Source organism: Streptomyces sp. NBC_01498 (genome assembly GCF_036327775.1).
GTDB lineage: Bacteria > Actinomycetota > Actinomycetes > Streptomycetales > Streptomycetaceae > Streptomyces.
Genome location: NZ_CP109598.1, coordinates 4,572,619 through 4,595,000 on the forward strand (window position 1 = coordinate 4,572,619; position 22,382 = coordinate 4,595,000).

Annotated in this window: 17 protein-coding genes (1 of these 17 running past the window's edge); 12 read left to right on the forward strand and 5 right to left on the reverse strand. The window is 71.8% G+C overall.

Annotation, left to right across the window (positions count from 1 at the left end; genetic code table 11):
- Positions 1-8 precede the first annotated feature (8 nt).
- The 3 genes from OG875_RS19625 to OG875_RS19635 are packed head-to-tail and all read right to left on the reverse strand — an operon-like array spanning position 9 to position 2,828.
- Complete coding sequence (locus OG875_RS19625) at positions 9-1,349, reverse strand: coenzyme F420-0:L-glutamate ligase (protein WP_330175522.1); 1,341 nt, start codon at positions 1,347-1,349, stop codon at positions 9-11.
- Positions 1,346-2,314, reverse strand: a complete 969-nt coding sequence (cofD, locus tag OG875_RS19630) for a 2-phospho-L-lactate transferase (RefSeq protein ID WP_330175523.1) — start codon at positions 2,312-2,314, stop codon at positions 1,346-1,348. The genes OG875_RS19625 and cofD overlap by 4 nt, the downstream gene beginning before the upstream one ends.
- Positions 2,315-2,327: 13 nt before the next feature.
- Entirely contained in the window at positions 2,328-2,828 is a 501-nt protein-coding gene (locus OG875_RS19635) for a cysteine dioxygenase (RefSeq protein WP_330175524.1), read from the reverse strand.
- Positions 2,829-3,554: 726 nt separating this feature from the next.
- Here OG875_RS19635 and OG875_RS19640 point away from each other — a divergent pair.
- From OG875_RS19640 to OG875_RS19650, 3 genes are all read left to right on the forward strand, one after another.
- A complete protein-coding gene (locus tag OG875_RS19640; RefSeq protein ID WP_023541320.1) occupies positions 3,555-3,818 on the forward strand; it encodes a WhiB family transcriptional regulator in 264 nt (87 codons plus the stop codon).
- Between the two features lie 289 nt (positions 3,819-4,107).
- Entirely contained in the window at positions 4,108-7,893 is a 3,786-nt protein-coding gene (locus OG875_RS19645) for a glycosyltransferase family 2 protein (protein ID WP_330175525.1), read from the forward strand.
- Entirely contained in the window at positions 7,890-9,554 is a 1,665-nt protein-coding gene (locus tag OG875_RS19650) for a DUF5719 family protein (RefSeq protein ID WP_330175526.1), read from the forward strand. The genes OG875_RS19645 and OG875_RS19650 overlap by 4 nt, the downstream gene beginning before the upstream one ends.
- A 100-nt stretch (positions 9,555-9,654) precedes the next feature.
- Here the strand turns inward: OG875_RS19650 and OG875_RS19655 are convergent, their stop codons facing one another.
- Positions 9,655-10,083 carry a metallopeptidase family protein gene (locus OG875_RS19655; protein ID WP_330177820.1) on the reverse strand — a complete coding sequence of 143 codons (429 nt, stop codon included), beginning with the start codon at positions 10,081-10,083 and terminating at the stop codon, positions 9,655-9,657.
- Positions 10,084-10,351: 268 nt separating this feature from the next.
- On the opposite strand from OG875_RS19655, the gene OG875_RS19660 reads away from it, so the two are divergent.
- From OG875_RS19660 to OG875_RS19700, 9 genes are all read left to right on the forward strand, one after another.
- Positions 10,352-10,789: a DUF3499 domain-containing protein gene (locus OG875_RS19660; protein WP_330175527.1), complete on the forward strand. Its 438-nt coding sequence runs from the start codon at positions 10,352-10,354 to the stop codon at positions 10,787-10,789.
- Between the two features lie 273 nt (positions 10,790-11,062).
- Positions 11,063-12,679: an L-lactate permease gene (locus OG875_RS19665; RefSeq protein ID WP_330175528.1), complete on the forward strand. Its 1,617-nt coding sequence runs from the start codon at positions 11,063-11,065 to the stop codon at positions 12,677-12,679.
- Between the two features lie 119 nt (positions 12,680-12,798).
- A complete protein-coding gene (locus OG875_RS19670; RefSeq protein WP_330175529.1) occupies positions 12,799-14,172 on the forward strand; it encodes a phosphomannomutase/phosphoglucomutase in 1,374 nt (457 codons plus the stop codon).
- A 1,066-nt stretch (positions 14,173-15,238) separates the two neighbouring features.
- Positions 15,239-15,421 carry a Trm112 family protein gene (locus OG875_RS19675; RefSeq protein ID WP_330175530.1) on the forward strand — a complete coding sequence of 61 codons (183 nt, stop codon included), beginning with the start codon at positions 15,239-15,241 and terminating at the stop codon, positions 15,419-15,421.
- A gap of 112 nt (positions 15,422-15,533) precedes the next feature.
- Positions 15,534-16,670 carry an SIS domain-containing protein gene (locus tag OG875_RS19680; protein ID WP_330175531.1) on the forward strand — a complete coding sequence of 379 codons (1,137 nt, stop codon included), beginning with the start codon at positions 15,534-15,536 and terminating at the stop codon, positions 16,668-16,670.
- A gap of 280 nt (positions 16,671-16,950) precedes the next feature.
- Positions 16,951-18,120, forward strand: coding sequence for a mannose-6-phosphate isomerase, class I (gene manA, locus OG875_RS19685; RefSeq protein ID WP_330175532.1), 1,170 nt, complete (start codon positions 16,951-16,953; stop codon positions 18,118-18,120).
- Between the two features lie 98 nt (positions 18,121-18,218).
- Positions 18,219-19,250, forward strand: coding sequence for a cation diffusion facilitator family transporter (locus OG875_RS19690; RefSeq protein WP_330175533.1), 1,032 nt, complete (start codon positions 18,219-18,221; stop codon positions 19,248-19,250).
- A gap of 342 nt (positions 19,251-19,592) precedes the next feature.
- Positions 19,593-21,050: an adenosylhomocysteinase gene (gene ahcY, locus OG875_RS19695; protein WP_330175534.1), complete on the forward strand. Its 1,458-nt coding sequence runs from the start codon at positions 19,593-19,595 to the stop codon at positions 21,048-21,050.
- A gap of 184 nt (positions 21,051-21,234) precedes the next feature.
- The gene (locus OG875_RS19700; protein ID WP_330175535.1) at positions 21,235-21,849 is read left to right on the forward strand and encodes a hypothetical protein; all 615 of its coding nucleotides are present in this window, start codon (positions 21,235-21,237) and stop codon (positions 21,847-21,849) included.
- 6 nt (positions 21,850-21,855) lie between these two features.
- Here the strand turns inward: OG875_RS19700 and OG875_RS19705 are convergent, their stop codons facing one another.
- On the reverse strand, positions 21,856-22,382 hold the 3' portion of the coding sequence (locus OG875_RS19705; protein ID WP_330175536.1) for an RDD family protein. Its footprint extends 451 nt past the window's final position; 527 of the gene's 978 nt are visible here — the last part of the coding sequence; its start codon lies off the right edge, out of view — the gene reads right to left on this strand; it ends in the stop codon at positions 21,856-21,858.

Consider the following 22,382-nt stretch of genomic DNA (forward strand, 5'->3'; position numbering starts at 1 on the left):
CCGGCGGCTCAGCGCACCTCGATGAAGTCCTCCGCCGCCCGCCCCGGCCGCCGCTTGGGCTCCGTCGCCGCGTGGCCCACCGCCACCGCGCCCATCGGGTCCCACTCGGCGGGCAGCCCGAGCACGTCCCGTACGACGTCCCGGCAGAACATCGTCGAGGACACCCACGCGGAGCCCAGCCCCTCACCGGCCAGCGCGACCAGGAAGTTCTGCACCCCGGCGCCCGTCGCGACCACGAACATCTCGCGCTCCGCCGTGTCGCGCCGCGCGTCCCCGTACGTGTGCGCCCCGTCGGCGACCAGGCACGGCACCACCAGATACGGCGCCTTGCGCAGCACGTCCCCGCGCCGCACCCGCTTGGCCACGGACTCCTCCGGCTTGCCGTCGCGGCGCAGGTCCGCGATCCACGCGTCGCGCATCGCGTCCAGGAGCCGTGTCCGCGACTCCGCCGACTCCAGCAGGACGAACCGCCACGGCGTGGTGTGGTGCGGCGCGGGCGCCGTCACGGCCGCGGCGACCGCGCGCCGCACCGCCCCCGGATCGACCGGCTCGCCGGTGAACTCCCGGACCGTACGCCGCTGGGTGACTGCTTCCCGTACCGCCTCCGACGTCCCCAGCCGGAACATGTCCTCGGCGGCGGTCCGCACCAACGACCGCGCGCCGTCGGCCTGTTCGCCCACGAGCCGTGCCAGGCCGCTCACCACGGCCACCGGCAGCCCGGCCGTCTTGCCCTTCACCAGGTCGCCGGCGGCGGCCAGTTCGTCGGCGAGGGCGACGATCGTCGCCTGGAGCGGATTGCCCTCCGTGTCGCTGCCGCCGCGCAGATCGTCCAGGACCCGCACGCCCGCCGCGCCGATCGCCACGTCCGTCAGCCCGTTGCGCCAGGGCCGGCCGAAGGTGTCCGTGACGAGCACGCCGACCTCGACGCCCAGCGCGTCACGCAGTCCGTCGCGGATCGCGCGCGCGGAGGCGTCGGGGTCCTCGGGCAGCAACAGCACCGTCCCGGCGGGGGTGTTGGACGCGTCGACCCCGGCGGCGGCGAGCACCAGGCCCTGCCGGTTCTCCACGATCCGCAGCGGCCCGCGCCTGGCGACGACACGGACGGTCTCCGCGTCGATCGCCGCCTCACGGTCCGGCGCCTCGACGATCCTGCCCTCGGCCTTGGACACGATCTTCGACGTGACCAGGAGGATGTCGCCGTCCACCAGGCCCGGCCTCGCCGTGACGATCAGCTTCGCCAGGTCGTCGCCCGCGCGCACCTCCGGCAGCCCGCCGAGTGCGCGCACGCTGTACGACGGCACACCCGGCTTCTCGGTCCGCCCTTCGGACCCGCCTCCGTAGGAGGTCATGTCCGCACCTCCTCGGCCAGCGCCAGCGCCTCACGCGCCATCGCGGCGGTCGTGTCCAGATCGGTCATCATCAGTGGTATGGCCCTGCTGCGGATGCCCGCGCTCTCGATCTCCGGGACCGAGTCCGCGTCCACCGTGTCCACCAGCCATCCGTCCAGCAGCCCGGACCCGTAGTGCAGCGCCACGGCGGCGGCCGTCGACTCGACGCCGATCGCCGCGAGGACCTTGTCGGCCATCCCGCGCACGGGCGCGTCCCCGACGATCGGCGAGAGCCCGACGACCGGCACCCCGGCGTCGGCGATCGCCTCGCGGATCCCCGGCACGGCGAGGATCGTGCCGATGCTGACGACGGGGTTGGACGGCGGGAAGAGGACGACGTCGGCCTGTGCGACGGCCTCCAGCACACCGGGCGCCGGCTTGGCCTGCTCGGCGCCGACGGGCACGATCGCGCGGGCCTCCACCGAGGCCCGCATCTTCACCCAGTACTCCTGGAAGTGCACGGCTCTGCGCTCGCCGGTGGGGCTGTTCGGCACGTCGACCGCGACATGCGTCTCGACGCGGTCGTCGGACATCGGCAGCAGCCGCACACCCGGCTCCCAGCGCGCGCACAGCGCCTCGGTGACGGCGCTCAGCGTGTAGCCGGCGCCCAGCATCTGTGTGCGGACGATGTGTGTGGCGAAGTCCCGGTCGCCGAGACCGAACCACCCGGGGCCCACCCCGTACGCCGCGAGCTCCGCCTTGACCTGGAACGTCTCGCCCTCGCGCCCCCAGCCCTGCTCCTCATTGATGCCGCCCCCGAGGGTGTACATCACCGTGTCGAGGTCCGGGCAGACCTTCAGCCCGAACAGATGGATGTCGTCACCGGTGTTGCCGATCACCGTGATGTCCGCGTCCGGCGCGGCCCGCTTGAGGCCGCGCAGGAAACGGGCACCGCCGATACCGCCGGCCAGAACCACAATGCGCATGCTGTGCAGTTTGTCAGGCGGGTACGACATCCTGGGCCGCCGGGGCGCAGCGGGCGGCGTGCATCGGCATCTCGGTCAGACCCGGGAAGTAGACGTGCAGACTGACGGCCGGTTCGAGCGAGTCGTTGACCACTTCGTGGACGTATCCGGGCGCGAACACCCGCTGTGCGCCGCTGCCGAGCGCGCGGCTCGCCTTCTCCGTACGCTCCGTCAGTTCGCCCTCGAGGACGGTCAGGACGCCGGACGAGCGGCCGTGGTCGTGCGGTCCGCTGAGCTGGCCGGGCACCCAGGAGAGCAGCCACACCTCGTAGCCGGGGCCGGTGACGAGCCGGTGGTACCAGCGGCTGACGGCGTCGTACGCGACGAGCGGGGCCCAGCGCGCGCGGTCGGCGGCGAGGGTCCGCGCCAGGCCGGCGAACTCGGCCACGGTGGCGGGGTGCTCCCGGACGGGCTGGAGAAGGTGCGGCACCTCAAGGAGGTCGCCGGCGATCTGGAGGTCGCTGTGGCTGTTCATGGGTGTGGGGATTCCTCGAAGGAAGGCGAGCGGGTGGGCGCGGGCTGCGCGGAAGGACGCGCGGGGCGCGGGGGAGTCGTACGGCCGGAGCGTCGTGGCTCAACAGCACGGACAACAGGAACAGCAACAGCGGGCCTGGACAGCGCGGCGGAATCCACGGGTGTGGACGGCGTACGACGCTGCGGGGACCGGCATGACATCAAAGGTGGCGGTAACCGTTCCCGCCTGTCAACTCAATGACCCGTTCGGCGCCACTGTTTCACCTCATCCGGTTGTCCGGCCCGGAGAAAGGTTTGTCCATCCGCCCGTGCGGAGACATGGCGCAGCAGTCGTGCTTGTGAAAGATCGTCGCGGTCCGCCGTCCTCGGTCCGCCGTTCGCGGTCCACCCCTCACCGTTCGCCGGTGATCCGGGTTGTTTCCGTGGCTGGAACGCATCGCCGACGAGGCTCCGGATGTCCCTCTTTTCAAAGAGAGCGGGGGAGATCCGGGGGTCGGAAGGGGACGGCGCGGACGGCGGACGTGGGCAGGCCAGTGGCATGTGTCAGGTTTTTGGTGATTTGAACACTTTCCACATAGCCTTGGTTCCGCAGAGTGAATACCGGGACCAATAGCAGAACTCGGCTTGACTGGCTCGTATCCGCACACTTGTAATTTCACTCGTGTCGTTCGGCCGAAAACGGTAGCGGCCGCAAGCACGGGGACGTAAAGACAGACGAGGGGCGCACATGACCGAGCTGTTCGAACAACTGCTGGTCGAGGACGCGGACGAGGAACTCGGCTGGCAGGAGCGCGCGTTGTGCGCCCAGACAGATCCCGAGTCCTTCTTCCCCGAGAAGGGCGGCTCCACCCGCGAGGCCAAGAAGGTCTGTCTCGCCTGTGAGGTCCGCTCCGAATGCCTGGAGTATGCCCTCGCCAATGACGAGAGATTCGGCATCTGGGGCGGTCTGTCCGAACGCGAACGCCGCCGTCTCAAGAAGGCCGCGGTTTGAACAATTCCGGCCATTCTCGGAGCGCCCCCCGCGCGATAGCCCCCGTACGACCCCGCACACCCCTTCACCGGACATTCTCCCGACGGTCCGCCACCCGCGCCCCCGGCGCAGGCGGCGGACCGTCGACGTGACCGGAGCGGACGCCCCCGCCCGGCGCCGTCCTCCGGATCGTCCGGTTTGTTCCCGCGCTCGGGGATCCGGCGCCTGTTCGTACCGTTAGTGTGGGGCCCCGTCCGAGACGCCAAACGCCCCGTGGGGGCGACCCCCCGGCCGGAGGGCCCCTAACTCGATGTCCGCCACCACAGCCGCGTTCACGTCCGCCACCGCACCGGAGTACCCGCGGCACGTCGTGACCGCAGTGCTCGTCGCCCACGACGGCGCCCGCTGGCTCCCCGACGCCCTCGCCGGGCTGATCGGCCAGGAACGCCCCGTACAGAACGTCATCGCCGCCGACACCGGCAGCGCCGACGAATCGGCCACGCTGCTCACCGAATCGCTCGGCCCGGACCGCGTCGTCCACCTCGCCCGCCGCACCGGCTTCGGCGCGGCCGTCGAGGAGGCCGTCCGCACCGCCGGCGTGCTCACCCCCGACGACCTGCCGTATCTGAAACGGCCGAGCGGCTGGGACCCGGTCACCCGGACCTGGCAGGACGACGCGTACGACATGCCCGAACTGCCGCACGGCGAACCCGTGCAGTGGCTCTGGCTGCTCCACGACGACTGCGCCCCCGACCCCGACGCCCTCGCCGAACTGCTGCGCGTCGTCGAGTCCGACGAGCACGCCGTCATCGTCGGCCCCAAGCTGCGCGGCTGGTACGACCGCAAGCAGCTGTTGGAGGTCGGCGTCTCCATCGCCAACAGCGGTCGCCGCTGGACCGGCCTCGACCGGCGCGAACAGGACCAGGGCCAGCACGACCAGGTGCGCACCGTGCTCTCCGTCTCCAGCGCGGGCATGCTCATCCGCCGGGACGTCTGGGAGGAACTCGGCGGCTTCGACCGCAGACTGCCCCTCATGCGCGACGACGTCGACCTGTGCTGGCGCGCGCACGCCGCCGGACACCGGGTGCTCGTCGCGCCCGACGCCGTCCTGCGGCACGCCGAGGCCGCCGCGCGCGAGCGCCGCACCGTCGACTGCGCCGGCCGCTCCGTCGTCAACCCGCACCGCGTCGACAAGGCCGGCGCCGTCTACACGATGCTCGTCAACTCGCGCACCGCCGTGCTGCCCTACGTACTCCTGCGGCTCGTCCTCGGCACCCTGTTGCGCACCGTCGCCTATCTGGTGGGCAAGGCCCCCGGACAGGCCGTGGACGAGGTCATGGGCCTGTCCGGCACGCTCCTGCGGCCCGGCCGCATCATCGGCGCCCGAAAACGACGAGGCAGAGGCGTCGTCGAGGCCGCCGAACTCCGCCCGCTTTTCCCGCCACCCGGTGCCACCGTCCGGGCAACGGTCGAACACGTAGCTGGAAGCCTCGGTGGCGGCTCTGAGACCGAGGCCGGCGGCTCACGCCACGGCGCGGTGGAGTCGGGCCCCGGCGGGGACGACGCGGACTTCCTGGAGGTCGAGCAGTTCGCCCGGCTCAAGCGCCTCGCGCACCGGCCCGGCCCGGTCCTCTTCGCCGTGCTGCTCCTCGTCTCCCTCGTCGCCTGCCGCGCGCTGCTGGCCGGCGGCTCACTCGCGGGCGGCGCCCTGCTGCCCGCGCCGCCGGACGTCTCGGACCTGTGGTCCCGGTACGCCGACGGCTGGCACCCCGTAGGCACGGGCGGCACCCAGACCGCGCCGCCGTACCTCGCGCTCCTCGCGGCCCTGTCCACGCTGTTCCTCGGCTCGACCGGCCTCGCGCTGACCGTACTCCTCGTCTGCTCCGTACCGCTCGCCGGAGTCACCGCGTACTTCGCCTCCCGGCCCCTGGTCGAGTCGAAGCTCCTGCGGGCCTGGGCGAGCGTCGCGTACGCCTTCCTGCCCGCCGCGACCGGCGCACTGGCCACCGGGCGGCTCGGCACGGCCGTGCTGGCCGTCCTGCTCCCGCTCATCGCCCGCGCGGCCGTCGCCGCGCACGGCTTCCGCGCCGGAAACACCGGCCCGGGTGCCACGGCGGGCGGCACGGCACGCGGCAGCTGGCGCGCCACCTGGGCGTACACCCTGCTGCTCACCTTCACGATGGCCTTCACCCCCGTCGTCTGGCCGCTGGCGCTCGTCCTCGGCCTCGGCGTGCTGGTGCTGCGCCGCGACGACCTCGTCGCGTACGGGCTGCGCCTGCTGGCCGTCGTCGGCACCCCGCTGCTCGTCCTGGCCCCCTGGTCGCTGTCGCTGCTGACGGCGCCGTCCGGGCTGTTCCGCGAGGCGGGACTGGAGTTCGGTACGGGCCAGGCCACCGCCCTCGATCTGCTCGGCCTCAGCCCCGGCGGTCCCAAGACCGCGGGCGGGCTGCTGCTGATCGGCGTCGTCCTGGCGGCGCTGGCCGCACTGCTGCGCGGCGAGCGGCAGTTCGCCGTGCGCGCGGCCTGGGCCGCCGCCCTCGTGGCCCTGGTCTTCGCCGTCCTGACGAACAACTCCGGCTGGGCCGGACCCGCCACCCTCGTCTACGGTCTCGCGCTCATCGCGGCGGCCGTGCTCGGCGCCGACGGCGCCAAGGACCGGGTCGCCAGCCAGAGCTTCGGCTGGCGCCAGCCCGTGGCGGCGGTCATCGCCCTCGCCGCCGCGGCGGCCCCGCTGCTCGCGGCGGGCGGCTGGATGATCAGCGGCGCGGCGGGCCCGCTGGAGCGGCGCGACCCGGTGCAGGTACCGGCGTTCGTCGCCGAGGAGAGCATCACCCGCGACCAGCCGCGCACCCTGATCCTGGGCGGCACGTCGCCCGCGGAGGTCGCGTACTCGCTCGTACGCGGCTCCGGCGGCCGGCTCGGTGACGCCGAGCTGACCGCGTCGGGCGGCAGCGACCCCCGGCTCGACAAGGTCGTCGGACGCCTCGTCGCGGGCTCCGGCGCCGACCAGACCGAGCAGCTCAGCGGTTTCGCGATCCGCTACGTCCTGGTACGGGACGGCGCCCCCGCGCAGATGTCCCGCGTACTGGACTCCACCCCGGGCCTCAGCCGGCTCAGCCAGCTCGACGGCAGCGCGCTGTGGCGCGTCGACCGGCAGATCTCACGGGCCACGATCATCGAGGGCGAGGACGGCGCCGAACCACTGCCCGTCGGCTCCTCCACCGTCGAGGCCCACACCGACATCCCGGCCGGCAAGGCCGGGCGGGTGCTGCGGATCGCCGACCGGGCCGCCGAGGGCTGGCAGGCCACGCTCGACGGCCGCCTCCTGGAGAAGACGACCGTCGACGGCTGGGCACAGGGCTTCGCGCTTCCCTCCGAGGGCGGCAGGCTCGACCTCACGTACGAGGACTCCTTCACCCACACCGCGTGGGGCTGGGCACAGGCCGCACTGGCCGTCGTGCTCGTCGTGCTGGCCCTGCCGGGGCGGCGCAAGGAGAACGACGACGACCTGCCCGAGGAGGGCGCCGACATCCCCGCACAGCCCGTCTCGGGCGAGGGGCGCCGGGCCCGCAGGCTGCGGGCCGCCGCCCAGGCGGAGGGCACGGAGACGCCGGAGCCCGCCGAGGAGGTCACGGTGCCGGAGCAGGCGGAGGCGGCGTACGCGGCGGCCGTACCCCGGCAGCAGTCGTACGGAGAGTGGGACGACCGCTCGGACCGGACGGACCGGCAGGGCGCCGAGGAGTACGCCTCGTACGGCACGAACGAGCAGCGGCAGTACGAAGGCGCTCCCTACCAGCACCAGCAGGGCACCCAGCCGTACGAGGAGCAGGGGCAGTACGAGGGCGCGCCTCCGTACGAAGGCGCCGGTGCCGGTCAGTACGAAGGCACGGGGCAGTACGGCGCCGACGGATACCCGCAGTACTCGCAGTACCCGGCGGACCAGTACCAGCAGCAGGCACCCGTCCAGTACGACCAGTACGGATACGTGGTCCAGCAGCCGTACGAGGACGGGCAGGGGTACTACACCGACATCCCGCAGCCCTACACCGACGGCAGCGAGAACGAGCAGCGTCCCGACGGGAGCAACAACCGGTGAACCGCACGACCCTCTCCCTCATCGCTGCCGCCACGGCACTCGCGGCGATCACCGGATTCGCCGCGGTCACCGCGCCCGACCCCACCGACCCGGCGGCGTCGGCGAAGGCCGCCGCCCGGCTGCCGGTGGAACGCAGCAGTCTGCTCTGTCCCGCGCCCAGCACCTCGGAGCTGGCCGAGACGGTCTACACGTCCTTCACCCCGGCCGGCACGGCGGGCGCGGGAACGGGCGGCGCGGCCGAACTGGCGCCGTCCGCCGCCGCCCTGGCCGACGAGGCCCCCGCCGACGACGAGAAGAAGCCGGACGACGAACAGCCGGACGGCGAAGAGTCGGACAGCGGGGCCACGGACGACGAGGCGGCCGGCGACGCGGCCACGGACGAGGACGCGGCGGGCGACGAGGCGGCGGGCGACGAGGAGAAGAAGCCCGCGGCGGACGGCACGGGCACGGCCGACCCGAAGCCCAAGCCGTTCCTGGCCCTCAAAGAGCCCGGCAAGCCCGTCTCCGGCTCCAACAAGACCGCCGAAGCCCCCGCGCTCGTCGGCACCGCCACCGGCTCTCTCGCGCCCGGCTGGACCGCCCAGCAGACCACCACGATCACGGCGGGTGACTCGCGCGCGCTGCTCGGCGCCGCCTGCACCGCGCCCGACACCGACTTCTGGTTCCCGGGCGCGTCCACCGACAAGTCCCGCCAGGACTACGTCCACCTCACCAACCCGGACGACACGGCCGCCGTCGCCGACATCGCCCTCTACGGCAAGGAGGGCAACCTCAAGTCCGACCGGGGAGAGGGCGTCACCGTCCCCGCGCGCTCCAGCGTCCCCGTCCTGCTCGCGACCCTCACCGGAGAGGCCGAGCCCGACGTCACCGTCCACGTGAGCACCCGCACCGGCCGCGTGGGCGCCGTGGTGAACGCCTCCGACGACAAGGCCGGCGGCGACTGGCTGGCAGCCGCCGCCGACCCCGCGCCCCGCGCGGTGCTCCCCGGCATCCCGGCCGACGCCACCTCCGTACACCTGGTGGCCTTCGCGCCCGGCGAGGACGACGCCGAACTGAAGGTGCAACTGGTGGGCGAGACCGGCACGATCGTCCCGACCTCCGCCGCCGCACCGCTGACCGTGAAGTCGGGCATGACGGCCGCCCTCGACCTCGGTGACCTCACCAAGGGCGAGGCAGGCTCCCTGCTCGTCAGTCCGGCGGAGGGCGGCGACCAGACCCCCGTGGTCGCGGCGCTGCGTGTCGTCCGCGGCAAGGGCACCGACCAGGAGATCGCCTTCATCCCGGCCACGGGCGCCGTGACCGAGCGCGCGACGGTCGCCGACAACCGCGCCAAGGGCTCGACCCTGTCGCTGACCGCGCCGGGCGAGACCGGGAAGGTCAAGGTCACGGCCTCGGCGGGCAGCGGGGGCGGTGAGCCGGCCGTGAAGTCGTACACGGTCAAGGGCGGTACGACGCAGGCGGTGGTGCCCCCGGTCCCGGGCGGGCTCAAGGGCTCGTACGCGCTGACGGTCGAGCCCGAGTCGGGCGGCCCGGTGCACGCGGCGCGCACGCTGGCGCTCACCCAGGACGGCGTACCGCTGTTCACGGTGCAGACCCTGCCGAACGACCGGGGCATGGTGTCCGTACCGGCGACGAAGGAAGACCTCTCCGTACTGAAGTGACCGGGGACGGCCCCTCCGTACGGAGGGGAGGCGGAGAACGCCGACGGGCCCGGGTGCGTACGGGGAACGCCCGGCCACGGGGAGCGGCCCGGTCGGTCGGTCAGTCCTGGCCGTATCGCGGATCGACGGATTCCGGTGCCAGCCCCAGCAGTTCGGCGACCTGCTCGACCACGACCTCGTGGACGAGCAGGGCCCGTTCCTCGCGGTTCTTCGTGCGGATCTCCACGGGGCGCCGGTACACGACGATGGAGGCGGGCCTGCCCTTGGCCTCGGGGACGGACCGGCCGAGGGGGACGGAGTCGCCGTCGTCGCCGGGCACGTCGAGAACCTGGAAGTCGATCTCGGCCAGTTGCGGCCAGCGCCGCTCCAGGCGCTCCACGGAGTCCCGTACGAGATCGCGGAAGGAGTCCGAACGGCTCGCCGCGAGCGGGACCTGGGGCGGGGCGACGGGCCCGCGCATACCGCGGCCGTGACGGTCACGGCGGCGGGGTCTCGGCTCGGTGGGCTGCGGCGGTACGGGACTGTCCATCACTGAGGCAGGGTAGCTCTCCGGGGTCGCCCGGACGGTGCCGCCGGTCGCCGGACGGCATGTCGCAAATTGAGCATTCCGGCCAAGCTTGGGCTCGTTTCGCTAGGTCCACCGGATCGTGGCGCTCACGGTCGTTGGCTGGATTTGCCCCAAGTGATGACCGTGTCACCGAAGGTGACCCCTTGGTCACACCTCTTCCCGTGCAGGTCAGGGTAGTTACGGGCGCTCCCGGAGAGGCGAACGCCCCCGCACGACACGGTCGGGTGACGTGGGGGAGAGTCGTCGCGGCCCGCTCAAGAGTGCGGTACCGTCCAACATCGTGAGCCCTGTACGTCGCTGTTCGCGCACCGCGTGCGGCCGTTCCGCTGTCGCGACACTGACGTACGTCTATGCCGATTCGACCGCGGTCCTCGGCCCGCTCGCCACGTATGCCGAGCCCCACTGCTATGACCTGTGCGCGGAACACAGCGAGCGGCTGACCGCGCCGCGCGGCTGGGAGGTCGTCCGGCTCACGGACGGCTCGGCCCCGGCCCGGCCGAGCGGTGACGACCTGGAGGCCCTGGCGAACGCCGTACGCGAGGCGGCACGGCCCCCGGAGCGGCCGGGCGGACCCGGTCCCGGCGGTGGCAGCGGCCCGCGCGGGGTGGACCAGGGCGAGGTCGGGCGCCGAGGGCATCTGCGGGTGCTGCGTTCCCCCGACTCCTGACGTCGGTCGGCTTGTCGGCCGGGTCGTACGTCTGGTTCCCCGACCCTGATCTTCCACTCGCGACTCTCCTCCGCGTCCGCGTCTGCGGCCGAGTTCGGTCGCGCGGGGGTGCGCCCACGCGTTTCCGCACATAGGGGCGTTCTGTGCAGCGGGCCGTCCGCGTTTCCGTGACGGATGCTGCGCGGGTCATTGACCTCTTTTGTCGTGGACACGATCATGCCTCCCAGCCGTGAGAGATCACTTTCCGCATCGCGGAATACGGAGGCACCCGTCGTGTTCGAACAGCAGCTGGAACCCGTGGCCGATTCACTCGGCCTGTCCGCCCTGGTCGCCGCCCTGCCCCTGGTCACCGTTCTGGTGCTGCTCGGCGCCGTGCGCATGAAGGCGCACCGCGCCGGACTGATCGGGCTGGCCGTCGCCGTACTCGTCGGCTGGCTCGCCTTCGGAATGCCGATCGGCCAGACCCTCTCCGCAGGCGCACAGGGCGTCGTCTTCGGCCTGTTCCCGATCATGTGGATCGTCGTCAACGCCCTCTGGGTGTACCGGATGACCGTTCGTACCCAGCACTTCGACATCCTGCGGCGCTCGTTCGGCCGGTTCTCCGACGATCCGCGCATCCAGGCACTCGTCGTCGCCTTCTGCTTCGGCGCGCTCCTCGAAGCGCTGGCCGGGTTCGGCGCCCCGGTCGCCATCTCGGCGGTGATGCTCGTGGCGCTCGGCTTCGACCCGGTCAAGGCGGCCATCGTCGCCCTCGTGGCCAACACCGCGCCCGTGGCCTTCGGCGCCATGGGTACGCCGGTGGTGACCCTGGCGCAGGTCACCGGCCTGCCGCTGGACACCGTCGCCTCGGTCGTCGGCCGGCAGACCCCGCTGCTCGCCGTCGTCGTCCCCCTGGTGCTGGTCGGGCTCGTGGACGGCAAACGAGGTCTGCGCGAGACGTGGGCACCCGCCCTCGCCTGCGGACTCGCCTTCGGCGCGGCGCAGTTCGTCGCCTCCAACTACGTCTCCGCCCAACTCGCCGACATCGGGGCCGCGCTGGTGGGCGCCGCCGCGCTGCTCGCCGTACCGAGCGCGCGCAGGCCGGCCGACGAAGCCGTACGGACCTCCGTACTGAAGGGCGCCCGCAGCGAGGACCTGGACGTCGAGGACGACCGTCGCGAAGTCCTCCGCGCCTACGCCCCGTACGCACTGATCGTGGTGATCTTCTCCCTCGCTCAGATCCCGCCGGTCAAGGACCTCTTCGCCAAGGCGACCCGGTCCTTCGACTGGCCCCTGCTCAATGTGGCCGACGCGGACGGCACACCGGTCGCCGCCAACGTCTTCTCCCTGCCGCTGATCTCGACCGGCGGCACGCTCGTCCTCGTCGCGGGCCTGATCACGGCCGGGGTGATCGGACTCAAGGCGAAGGAGGCGCTGAGGGAATGGGCCGCCACGGTGCACGAGTTGCGGTACGCCATCCTCACCGTCGTGTCCGTGCTGGCCCTCGCGTACGTGATGAACCTCTCCGGACAGGCCGCCACCATCGGCCACTTCGTCGCGGCGGCGGGTGCCGGGCTGGCGTTCCTCTCGCCCGTGCTGGGGTGGTTCGGCGTCGCGGTCACCGGCTCCGACACCTCGGCCAACGCGCTCTTCGGCGCGCTCCAGGTCACGGCGGCACGCGAATCCGGTCTGTCGCCCGAACTGTTGGCGGCGGCGAACAGCTCCGGCGGCGTCCTCGGCAAGATGATCTCCCCGCAGAATCTGACGATCGCGTGCGCCGCGGTCGGTCTGGCCGGCAAGGAGGGGGACCTCCTCAGGAAGGTCCTGCCCTGGAGCCTCGGGCTGCTGCTGGTGATGTGTCTGATCGTGGTGGGGCAGAGCACCTCCGTACTGGGCTGGATGCTGCCGTAGGACGGTCCTTCGTACTGGGCTGGATGCTGCCGTAGGACGGTCCTTCGGATCTCGCCGGGGACGCGGGTAGTTTGTGAGGACTGTCCGCAGGGACCAGAGAGACCTCAGGAGGGGTGGCCGTGGCCGACTTGGGCCAGATCGTGAAGGCGTACGACGTACGTGGCGTGTACCCGGACCAGCTGGACGACCGGCTCGCCGAGCTGTTCGGGGCGGCCTTCGTGGAGGTCACGGGCGCCGCGGCGATCGTCGTCGGTCACGACATGCGGCCCTCCTCGCCCCACCTGGCCGCGAGTTTCGCGAAGGGCGCCGTCCGGCGGGGCGCGGACGCCACGCTGATCGGGCTCTGCTCGACCGACCAGCTCTACTACGCGAGCGGGGCGCTGGATCTGCCGGGCGCGATGTTCACCGCCTCGCACAACCCAGCGCGGTACAACGGCATCAAGATGTGCCGCGCGGGCGCCGCGCCGGTGGGGCAGGACACCGGCCTGGCGGAGATCCGCGCGCTGGCCGAGACCTGGCTGGCCGACGGCGCCCCGCCCCCGGAGACGGCGGGAAAGCCGGGGGCGGCGGGGACGATCACGCGGCGGGACACGCTGAAGGACTACGCGGCCCATCTGCTCTCCCTGGTCGAGCTCTCCGCGAACCGTCCGCTGAAGGTCGTCGTCGACGCCGGGAACGGCATGGGGGGCCACACGGTCCCCACGGTCTTCGCCGGACTGCCGGTCGACCTCGTCCCGATGTACTTCGAACTGGACGGCACATTCCCCAATCACGAGGCCAACCCGCTGGACCCGGCCAACATCGTGGACCTCCAGGCCCGCGTGCTCGCCGAAGGCGCGGACCTGGGGCTGGCGTTCGACGGTGACGCGGACCGCTGCTTCGTCGTCGACGAGCGGGGGAGGGGCGTGTCCCCGTCGGCGATCACCGCACTCGTCGCGGAGCGCGAACTCGCCAAGCACCCCGGCGGAATGGTGATCCACAACCTCATCACCTCCTGGTCGGTCCCCGAGGTCGTCCGCGAGCACGGCGGCACGCCGGTCCGTACACGCGTCGGCCACTCCTTCATCAAGGCGGAGATGGCCCGCACCGGCGCGATCTTCGGCGGCGAGCACTCGGCCCACTACTACTTCCGCGAGTTCTGGAACGCGGACACCGGCATGCTCGCCGCCCTCCATGTCCTGGCCGCGCTCGGCGGCCAGAGCGGTCCACTGTCGGAACTCCTCGCCTCCTACGACCGGTACGTCGGCTCCGGCGAGATTAACTCCACGGTGGACGACCAGACCGCCCGGGTGGCCGCCGTACGCGACGCCTTCACCGACCGACAGGGCGTCACGATCGACGAGCTGGACGGCCTGACGGTGACCACCCCCGACTGGTGGTTCAACGTCCGCGCCTCCAACACCGAGCCCCTGCTGCGCCTCAACGTCGAGGCCCGCGACGAACCGACGATGTCCAAGATCCGCGACGAAGCCCTCACCCTGATCCGCACCTGATCCGGGGTAGGTGCGGGTGCTGTACGCGTACGGGCGGGCGTGTGGCGTGTGGCGGGCGGCGCAGGGCGTCGGGCAATCGGGTGCGGGGTGCGGGGTGCGGGGCGTCGGGGTCGCCGCGCGCCGTGGTGACTTGTTCACGGCGTCCGCTGTGCGGCTTGTTGCTCCGCCGGCTGGACAGGCCGGGGGTCTCGTCGGGGGCCGGGGCTTTGGTCCGGGTCCTTCTGGCCTCGGGTCGGGCCCGAGACCGGAATCCCAGGGGCCTGGCGCACGTGTGGTCCGGGGCCAGGTTGAGCATGCCACGGCTGCGAGTGGGAGCACGTGAGGAAACGGCGTCGCCCGGGTCCTCGGCGCTGCGCTGCTCACGGGACTTGCTGCCTGCAATTCGCAGGAGCCCCCGGTCGATCCCGAGTCCGCCGACCGCCCGAAAGACCGCCACGCTCATCACCGGCGGCGCCCCCGGCCCCGCCGAGGACCCGGGCGACGCGGAGCCCGCAGGACCGCGCAACACCCTGCCCTGACCGGCCGGACACTCCAGGCCGCCCAGGACGCGGCGCAGGCGGCCGGGTTCTACGGCCTCACGTCCTCCGACGCGACCGGCGCCGGACGCGCCCAACTCCTCGACCGGAACTGGCAGGTGTGCTTCCGGACCCCGGCCGCCGGCTCGCGCCCGACGGACACCGTCGTCGACTTCGGCACGGTCAAGACCGAGGAATCCTGCCCGTGACGTGAGACTCACGGTCGGGAGTCGCGGTCACCGGCCTCGGCACCGCAGGCCCCCGCCCTCACCTCCCCCTGCGCCGCCGCACCCATGAGGCCCGGCACACGACCGGTCACGGCATGGACGTTTCCCACGCTCCCCCTCGGCGCACGGTGGGGTGGCCTTGGAGTGCCGGGGCGTGCCCCGGTCCCGGGAAGGGGCGGGCGCGGCGCGTGCGGTTCGGCACCTTGGGCCCGGCTCCCCGGCGCACCCCGGAGTCGGCCGCACCTCACACCCCGGCGGTAGGCTGACGTGGCCCGATCCGCACCACCCCGACCGCCTCAGCTCGCTCGAAGGGACACCCACCACATGCCGCTCGAAGCCGGCCTCCTGGAGATCCTCGCCTGCCCGGCCTGCCACGCGCCGCTCAGCGACCACACCACCGCCGAGAACCCCGAGCTGATCTGCACCGGCGAGGACTGCGGCCTTGCCTACCCGGTCCGGGACGACATCCCCGTACTCCTCGTGGACGAGGCCCGCCGCCCCGCCTGAAGCACCTCCGCCCCATCGCTCGACGAAACAAACGCCACAACGCACCAGCCCCGCCAACGCCCGTGCTCCACGCGCCACCCACGGCGCCCGGCGATCGGAGACCCACCCCGCCATGCTCGACGAGTCCTTGCTCGACGCGCCCGAGGCGCTGGCCCGCGTCGACCACCGTGGGCTGCTGCTCGGCGCAGCGGAGGCCGGGGCCCGCGTGCGTACCGCTGTCCGGCACGCGGCCGAAGCGGGCATCGGGCAGCTCAACCCGGAGGGGCGCCCCCGAGCCGTGCTGTTCGCGGGCTCCGGCACAGCCGCCCTCGGTGTGGCCGACCTGCTCGGCGCGCTCGCCGGCGCCGCCGCACCCGTCACTCTCCTTCGTCCGACCGGCGTCGCCCCGGCCGCCGGTGCCCTGCGCTGGGCGCTCCCCGGCTGGGCCGGCCCGGTCGACCTCCTCCTGATCGCCACGACCGACGGCGGCGAACCCGGCCTCGCCCTCCTCGCCGAGCAGGCGTACCGCCGTGGCTGCACCGTCGTCGCCGTCACCCCGCGCCACTCCCCGCTCAGCGACGCCGTCGACAGCACGCACGGTCTCGCCGTGCCCATGGCACCCACTCCGCAGGAGCAGTACGAGGAGATCCAGGCCGCGAGCCCGGGTGCTCTCTGGGCCCTCTTCACCCCCCTTCTCTCCCTTCTTGACCGTCTCGGACTGCTCAGCGCCTCGGCCGAGACACTTCAGTCGGTCGCCGACCGCCTCGACAGCACGGCGGAACGCTGCGGCCCGGCCATCGCGACGTACAGCAACCCGGCCAAGACCCTCGCCGCCGAACTCGCCGACAACCTTCCTCTCATCTGGACGGAAGGCACGGCCGCAGCCCCCGTAGGACGCCGCTTCGCGTCCGTGCTGGCCGAGCTGTCCGGCCGCCCCGCGCTCACGGCCGAACTCCCCGGCGCCCTGCCCGCCCACGGTCTTCTCCTCGGCGGAGACTTCGCCGGCGGCGCCGCGGACCCCGACGACTTCTTCCGCGACCGCGTCGAGGAGCCCCAAGCCCTGCGGGCCCGTGTGGTCCTGCTCCGCGACCGCCCCGTCGGCGGACTGACGGCGGCCCCTGCCGCCCGCGAACTCGCCCTCAGCCATGAGACGGCCATCAGCGAACTCGAACCGCAGGAGGGCAGCGAACTCGAATCCCTCGCGGAACTCGTAGCCGTCACCGACTTCGCGGCCGTCTATCTGGCTCTCGCCTCGGGCAGCCGCACATGATCCCGACCGGCTGCCGGGACCGCCCTCAGCGTTCAACCCCACGCTGACCGCACCTCACCTGCCCGCGATACCTTCCACCGGCACCGGCACCGGCACCGCCCGCCCCGCGACGCCGCGCCCACCGCACCCCGGCGCACCCACCACCTCCGCCGTCACCACGCCACACCTCGCATCACCCCACACTCCGCCGTCACCACCTCGCCCCACCCGTCGCCCGTGCCCCGCGCCCCGCACTCCGCCCGCGCCACGCCACGCCACGCCACGCCACAAGGAAGCACCCATGGACCGCCTCTCCAACACCGTGCGCCCCTACGCCTGGGGTTCCACGACCCTCATCCCGGAACTGCTCGGCACCGCCCCCACCGGCGAGCCCCAGGCCGAGATGTGGATGGGCGCCCACCCCGGGGCCCCGTCCCGCGTGAATCGATCCACCACCCCCCTCGAACACCCCCTCTCCGATGTCATCGCGGCTGCCCCCGAGGCGGAACTCGGTGCCCCCACCGTCAGCAAATTCGGCCCACGTCTTCCCTTCCTGCTCAAACTCCTCGCGGCCGGCGCCCCCCTCTCCCTTCAGGTCCACCCCAACCCCGGCCAGGCGAGGGAGGGTTACGCGGCAGAGGAATCCCAGGGCGTCCCCATCGACGCGCCCTACCGCAACTACAAGGACACCAACCACAAGCCCGAACTCGTCTGCGCCCTCACCCCCTTCGACGGACTCTGTGGCTTCCGCGCCCCCGCCGAGACGGCCGACCTCCTCGCCCGCCTCGACGTCGACTCGCTCAAGCCGTACGTGGACCTCCTGCACGCACACCCCGAGGAGGCCGCGCTGCGCGAAGTCCTCACCGCCGTGCTGACCGCCGACCCCGACGAGATGTCCCACACGGTTCATTCCTCCGCCGAAGCCGCAGCACGCCTCGGTGGCGAGTACTCGCCATATGTATCGATTGCCCGGCACTACCCGGGCGACCCGGGCGTCATCGCGGCCATGCTGCTCAACCACGTACAACTCCAGCCCGGAGAAGCTCTCTTCCTCGGCGCGGGCGTCCCGCACGCGTATCTGAACGGCCTCGGCGTCGAGATCATGGCCAACTCGGACAACGTCCTCCGCTGCGGCCTCACCCCCAAACACGTCGACGTGCCGGAACTGCTCCGCATCGTGCGCTTCGAAGCCACCGACCCCGCCGTGCTGCGCCCCGAGGCGTCGTCGTCCGGTGAGGAGCTGTACGACACCCCGATCGACGAGTTCCGCCTCTCCCGGTACGTCCTCGCGCCCGGTGCGACGCCTCGCGAACTCACCGTCGGCACACCCCAGATCCTGCTCTGCACCGAGGGCACACCACGCGCCAACGACATCGACCTCGCGCCGGGGGGTTCCGTCTTCGTCCCCGCGGGCGAAAAGACCGAACTGACCGGTTCGGGAACGATCTACCGCGCCACCGTCGTCGCCTGAACCCGCGCTCCGCTTACGGCCCGTCCCGGCGGCTGCAACAATGACCCGCCGTACCGCGGTTCCAGGGCCGCAGACCGAGGAAGGGAACCACCGCACCCATGAGCGCGTCAGGCGGAACCAAGGCGATCGTGGCGGCGCTCGCCGCCAACCTAGCGATCGCAGTAGCCAAGTTCGTGGCGTTCCTCTTCAGTGGTTCGTCCTCGATGCTCGCGGAGAGCGTGCACTCCCTCGCCGACTCCGGCAATCAGGGGCTGCTGCTCCTGGGCGGCAAGAAGGCCAAGCGGGAGGCGACCCCGGAGCATCCCTTCGGATACGGCCGCGAGCGTTACATCTACGCGTTCCTCGTCTCCATCGTGCTCTTCTCGGTCGGCGGCATGTTCGCCATCTACGAGGGCTACGAGAAGATCAAGCACCCGCACGAGATCGAAGCCTGGTACTGGCCGGTCGGCGTCCTCGTCTTCGCGATCATCGCCGAGACCTTCTCGTTCCGTACGGCCATCAAGGAGTCCAACGCCACCCGGGGCAAGCGTTCGTGGAAGGAGTTCATCCGGCACTCCAAGGCTCCCGAACTCCCGGTCGTCCTGCTGGAGGACCTCGGCGCGCTGGTGGGCCTGATCCTCGCGCTCGTCGGCGTGAGTCTGGCCCTCGCCACGGGCGACGGAGTGTGGGACGGCATCGGCACCCTCTGCATCGGCATCCTGCTGATCGTGATCGCGATGGTCCTGGCGGCCGAGACCAAGTCCCTCCTGCTCGGCGAGTCCGCCGGGCTGGAGGACGTGACGAAGATCAAGGACGCGATGGTCGACGGCGACGTCGTCACCGGCATCATCCACATGCGCACCCTCCACCTCGGCCCCGAGGAACTGCTGGTCGCCGCCAAGATCGCGGTCCGGCACGACGACACGGCGGCAGAGGTCGCGCACGCGATCAACGCCGCCGAGACCCGGATCCGCGAGGCGGTCCCGATCGCCCGGGTGATCTACCTGGAGCCGGACATCTACAGCGAAGCGGCAGCGGCGGCGGGCACCAACCCGGCCAAGTCGCCGGGCGCGACGGACTCCGAGCCGACATCGGAGGCGACACCCGAGCCGGGCGCCGAGCCGACCTCCCAGGCGGACAACGACCACTGACCGTCTGCTCGTATCCGTACGGAGGCCCCGGCGCACCCCGCGTCGGGGCCTCCGTACGGACGGGCCGCGAAGTCCTGAAGGTCCGAATTGGTCTCCGTCTCGAATCAGCCGCTCAAGGGGTCCGTCCTCCGGTGCACTGTGGGGCCGCTGGGCCGATCGGTGTAGATTCGTCAGCAGAGCCAGACGTCGCTGCTGATGGCGGTCGGGCGGTCTGCGGCGCGGACCGGCCGAGGGAGAGAGGGCCTCCGACGGACTGCGTTGCGTACGTCCGGGCATTCCTATGCCCGCCGCCGCACTGTCAGCCGTACCCACCCTCGACCCCTTCACGAGGAGCAGCTCGATATGACGACTGTCGCCAACCGGCAGGACTTCAAGGTCGCCGATCTCTCGCTTGCCGAGTTCGGCCGCAAGGAGATCACCCTCGCCGAGCACGAGATGCCCGGCCTGATGTCGATCCGCAGGGAATACGCCGAGGCACAGCCCCTCGCCGGCGCCCGCGTCACCGGCTCCCTGCACATGACCGTGCAGACGGCCGTCCTCATCGAGACGCTGGTCGCGCTCGGCGCCGACGTCCGCTGGGCGTCCTGCAACATCTTCTCCACCCAGGACCACGCGGCCGCCGCCATCGCCGTCGGCCCGAACGGCACCCCCGAGAACCCGCAGGGTGTCCCGGTCTTCGCCTGGAAGGGCGAGACGCTCGAAGAGTACTGGTGGTGCACGGAGCAGGCCCTGACCTGGCCCAACTCGTCCACCGGCGGCCCCAACATGATCCTGGACGACGGTGGCGACGCCACGCTGCTCGTCCACAAGGGCGTCGAGTTCGAGAAGGCCGGCGCGGCCCCCGACCCGGCCACGGCGGACAGCGAGGAGTACGGCTACATCCTTCGTCTCCTCAACCGCACCCTCACCGAGAACCCGCAGAAGTGGACGCTCCTGGCGTCCGAGATCCGCGGCGTCACGGAGGAGACCACGACCGGTGTCCACCGTCTCTACGAGATGCACCGTGACAGCACCCTTCTCTTCCCGGCGATCAACGTCAACGACGCCGTGACCAAGTCGAAGTTCGACAACAAGTACGGCTGCCGCCACTCCCTGATCGACGGCATCAACCGCGCCACCGACGTCCTGATCGGCGGCAAGGTCGCCGTGGTCTTCGGCTACGGCGACGTGGGCAAGGGCTGCGCGGAGTCGCTGCGCGGCCAGGGCGCCCGCGTGATCATCACGGAGATCGACCCGATCTGCGCGCTCCAGGCGGCCATGGACGGCTACCAGGTCTCGACGCTGGACGACGTGGTCGGCATCGCCGACATCTTCGTCACCACGACCGGCAACAAGGACATCATCATGGCCGCGGACATGGCCAAGATGAAGCACCAGGCGATCGTCGGGAACATCGGCCACTTCGACAACGAGATCGACATGGCCGGCCTCGCGAAGACTCCCGGCATCGTCAAGGACGAGGTCAAGCCGCAGGTGCACACCTGGACGTTCCCCGACGGCAAGGTGCTGATCGTGCTGTCCGAGGGCCGTCTGCTCAACCTCGGCAACGCGACCGGGCACCCCTCCTTCGTGATGTCCAACTCGTTCGCGGACCAGACGCTGGCCCAGATCGAGCTCTTCACCAAGCCGGAGGAGTACCCGACCAACGTCTACGTGCTGCCCAAGCACCTGGACGAGAAGGTCGCCCGCCTCCACCTCGACGCGCTCGGCGTGAAGCTCACGACACTGCGCCCCGAGCAGGCCGCGTACATCGGCGTGACGGTGGAAGGCCCGTACAAGCCGGACCACTACCGCTACTGATGACTCAGCGGCACCGTTGACACCAGCGGTACGGACAGGCCCCCCACACCCCCGTGTTGGGGGGCCTGCCCCGCTTTCCGGCTCCTGGCCCGACCGGCTACCGGCCCAGGTGGCCCGTGTGTACGCGGGCAACATCCCGTGCGTTCTCACGCACCGCCCCGAGGACACCGAAGGAATCACGCACATGCCCCGCGGCCGCTACTCACTCCACGACCCGCACGACCGCACCCCCCTCGGCGAAGAACACTTCCACTGCGCGCCGGGGCCCTCGGGCTGGCGATACGTCTCCCAGACCACCGCTCCCTCGGGAGACCACGCCGGCTCCGTCGACCTCACTCTCGACGAACTCGGCCGCCCCATCCGGCTCGAACTGCACGCCGCGAGCTGGCGGGTGCGTGCCGCCGCCCTCGACGGCGTCACCTGGGTCCGCACCGATCCCTCCGGCGCCGAGGCGATCGAAGGCAACGCCCCCGCCCATGCCTTCACCGGTATGTCCCCCGCCTTCCTTGTCGCCCTCACGCGTCTGCTGCGTCTCACCGCCGCTTCACCCCCGACCCGAGTCCGTCTCGTCGCCTTCACGCACCCTGTCCTCGCCCCCCGCACACTCGACCAGTCCTGGGCACTGGTGAGAAGTGAAGCGCATGCCACTGACAATGGCCCCCTGAACGTGGACGAGTACCAGGTCAGCGCCCTGGACACCGGCGAACGGCACACTGTTCACATCAGCGGCGACGTGGTCGTGGCAGCGCCTGGCATCGAGCTCGAAGATCTCGAAACCCCGCCGTCGGCGCTGCCCTGACGCTCCCTAGGCGGGCGGCGCGAACCCCGAACCGGAGTCCGAACCGCGACCTGGGCCTGGCGCCGGGGCCGGTGAACCGGCCGGCGCGGAAGCAGACTTCGCCGTCCCCGTGGTGCCGGGCCCGATGTCGTCAGGCCGTGCGACCGGCGGCCCCGACCTCTCTGGCCGGCCCACTCGCGGTGACGGCGCCGACGGCCCACCGACACGGGCCGGAGGAGTGCCTCCGGGGGTCGGTACGGCGCCGAAGGCCCGCCGGGCGTCCCGCGACTGCCGTTCGCTCACCACAGCCGCCAGAAACGCCATCGGTGGCACGTCCGGAGGCAGCGGCACTCCCGTACGAGCGGCCAGATCGTCGGCCAGGCGCTGCGCCATCGACGAGCCGACGTTGGCGTCGAGTTGACTCATCCGCGTCAGGTACTGACGTACGGCCAGCCAGAGTTCGTCGGGCACCGAAGAGAAATCCAGTTGGGAGAAGCGGCCGACGAGCCACGGCGGCGGAGGCGGTACGACCTGCGCCCGATCGGCCGGCACCC